This is a genomic window from Massilia sp. P2_C2 (assembly GCF_056404615.1).
In genome coordinates, this window is the sequence record NZ_JBFUDR010000515.1 from 1 (window position 1) to 2558 (window position 2558).

Sequence of the window (2558 nt, forward strand, 5' to 3'; positions counted from 1 at the left end):
TTCGTCCGGCACGCAGCGCCAGATCAGGCCCCATTCCTCGGCCCTGGCGGCCGGCAGCTTGTCGCCCAGCAGCGCGAGGCCCATGGCGCGCGCGGGGCCGACGAGGCGCGGCAGCACCCACGTGCCGCCGGTGTCCGGGATCAGGCCCAGCTTGCAGAACGCTTCGATGAACGACGCCGACTGCGCCGCCAGCACGATGTCGCACGCAAGCGCCAGGTTGGCGCCGGCACCGGCGGCCACGCCGTTGACGGCGCAAATCACGGGCAGCGGCAGGCTTTTCAGCGTGAGCACGAGCGGGGCATAGAATTTTTCGACGGATTCGCCCAGGTCGACGCCCGGTGCGCCCGGCTCCACTGCCCGGTCGTTCAGGTCCTGGCCGGCGCAGAAGCCACGGCCGGCGCCCGTCAGCAGCAGCACGCGGACGCTCCCGTCTTCCTCGACGCGGCGCAGGGCGTCGCGGACTTCGAGGTGCATCGCCTGCGTGAAGCTGTTCAGGCGCTCGGGGCGGTTGAGGGTCAGCGTGGCGATGCCGGCGTCGATCGCGAACAGGATCGTCTCGTAGGTCATGGGGGTCTCCTGTTTTATTCGGCCACGTCGAAGTCGAGGACGACCTTGTCCGTCACGGGGAAGCTCTGGCAGCTCAGCACGAATCCGCGCGCCACCTCGTAGTCTTCCAGCGCGTAGTTGACGTCCATGTCGACCTGCCCTTCGCGCACCTTGCAGCGGCACGTCGAGCAGACGCCGCCCTTGCACGAATAGCGCATGTCGAGGCCCGCGCGCAGGCCGGCGTCGAGGACCGATTCCTTGTCGCGGTCCATCGTGAAGCTGGCGTGGTTGCCGTCCATGATCACGGTGACTTCGGTCATGTGATGCGTCTCGTCCGTCGGCTGGCGGCGCGGCTTGCGTGCCTCTTGCGCGCTGCCCGCGGCAAAGAGTTCGATGCGGATGCGCTCTTTCGGCATGCCCGCTTCCTGCAGGGCGGCGGAGACGCCGTGCATCATGTCTTCCGGGCCGCAGATGAACGCATGGTCGACGTCTTCCACGCGCAGCCAGTGCCTGAACAGCTGGCGGCATTTGTCCTGCGTGATGCGGCCGTTGAACAGGTCGATGTCCTGGTGCTCGCGGCTCATCACGTAGACGAGGTTCAGGCGCTCCAGGTACTGGTCCTTCAGCTCGGCCAGCTCGTCGCGGAAGATCACGGACGACGTGGCGCGGTTCCCGTACAGCAGCGTGAAGCGGCTGTGCGGCTCGGCGATCAGCGTCGTCTTGACGATCGAGAGGATCGGCGTGATGCCGCTGCCGGCCGCGAATGCGAGGTAGTGATTCCTGCTCTCGGGTTCGAGCGGCAGGTTGAAGCGGCCTTCGGGCGGCATCACGTCGAGCGTGACGCCGGGCCGGATGCATTCGTTGGCCCAGGTCGAGAACAGCCCGCCCGGCACGCGCTTGATGGCGACGCGCAGCCGGTCGTCCTGCACGGCCGAGCAGATCGAATACGAGCGACGCACGTCCTCGCCGGCTATCATCGCGCGCAAGGTGAGGTGCTGGCCCTGGCGGTAGCGGAAGGCGTCGCGCATCTGCGGCGGCACGTCGAAGGTGACGACGATGGCGTCGCGGGTTTCGTGCGTCACGCTCGCCACGGTCAGTGGGTAGAACTTGCTCATGTGGGCCTCAGTGGCATTTAAAATAATCGAACGGTTCGCGGCAATCGAGGCACTGGTATAAAGCCTTGCACGGGGTCGAACCGAACTGGCTCGTCAGGCGCGTGTGCGTGGAACCGCAGTGCGGACAGGCGACGACCGGCTGCGCGATCGCATGGCGCCTGACGCCGCGCGTCAGGGCGCTGATGTCGATCACCTGCTGCACCGGCGGCGCGATGCCATAGCCTTTCAGCGCGGCCTTGCCGGCGTCGCTCATCCAGTCGGTCGTCCACGCCGGCGACAAACGGGTGGCGATGCGCAGCCTTTCCACGCCGTGCGCCCGCAGCGCGCGCTCGATGTCCCCGGCGATGACGTCCATCGCGGGGCAGCCGGAATAGGTCGGCGTAATCGTCACGACGCACCCGTCGTCCGTGACGTCCACGGCACGCACGATGCCCAGGTCCACGACGGAGATCACGGGAATCTCCGGGTCGGGCACCTCGCCCAGCCAGGTCCAGACCTGGGCGGCAGTGACGGGCGACGCGTCCACGGCCATCACCATTCGACGCCGGGATAGGCGCGCTGCAGGAACTGCATCTCGGCCAGGATGTAGCCGAGGCGCTCCGTATGCCGGCCCTGCTTGCCGCCGCGCTGGAAGTACGCGTCAAGCGGCGGCATCGCCAGCGTGGCCTCTGCCAGCACCTCGGCCACGTGGCCCAGGAATGCGTCGCGCAGCGGCGCAGCAAGCGGCGCCACGCCCTCTTCGACCAGCGCCAGGTCGACGTCGTCGTAGATGAACATCTCGCCGGCATACGTCCACAATTCGTCCAGCGCGTCCTGCATCTTGCGGTGGCTGACGTCGGTGCCGTCGCCGAGGCGCACGACGAGGTCGCCGCTGCGGCGCAGGTGGTAGGTCACTTC

General features: G+C 67.8%; 4 protein-coding genes. All 4 read right to left on the reverse strand.

Annotation, left to right across the window (positions count from 1 at the left end; genetic code table 11):
• A partial coding sequence (locus AC1DYX_RS30270; protein WP_477265793.1) for an enoyl-CoA hydratase-related protein occupies positions 1 to 567 on the reverse strand: 567 nt, incomplete at its 3' end.
• Between the two features lie 14 nt (positions 568 to 581).
• A complete protein-coding gene (paaE, locus tag AC1DYX_RS30275; protein WP_477265795.1) occupies positions 582 to 1661 on the reverse strand; it encodes a 1,2-phenylacetyl-CoA epoxidase subunit PaaE in 1080 nt (359 codons plus the stop codon).
• Positions 1662 to 1668: 7 nt separating this feature from the next.
• A complete protein-coding gene (paaD, locus tag AC1DYX_RS30280; RefSeq protein WP_477265796.1) occupies positions 1669 to 2193 on the reverse strand; it encodes a 1,2-phenylacetyl-CoA epoxidase subunit PaaD in 525 nt (174 codons plus the stop codon).
• The coding region (locus AC1DYX_RS30285) for a 1,2-phenylacetyl-CoA epoxidase subunit PaaC (protein WP_477265798.1) at positions 2193 to 2558 on the reverse strand (366 nt) is incomplete at its 5' end. The genes paaD and AC1DYX_RS30285, both read right to left, overlap by 1 nt.

What these genes read in the sequence shown, in the direction of transcription:
- paaE (WP_477265795.1), bottom strand. Translation starts at nt 1,661, where the DNA reads ATGAGCAAGTTCTACCCACTGACCGTGGCGAGCGTGACGCACGAAACC.
- paaD (WP_477265796.1), bottom strand. Translation starts at nt 2,193, where the DNA reads ATGGCCGTGGACGCGTCGCCCGTCACTGCCGCCCAGGTCTGGACCTGG.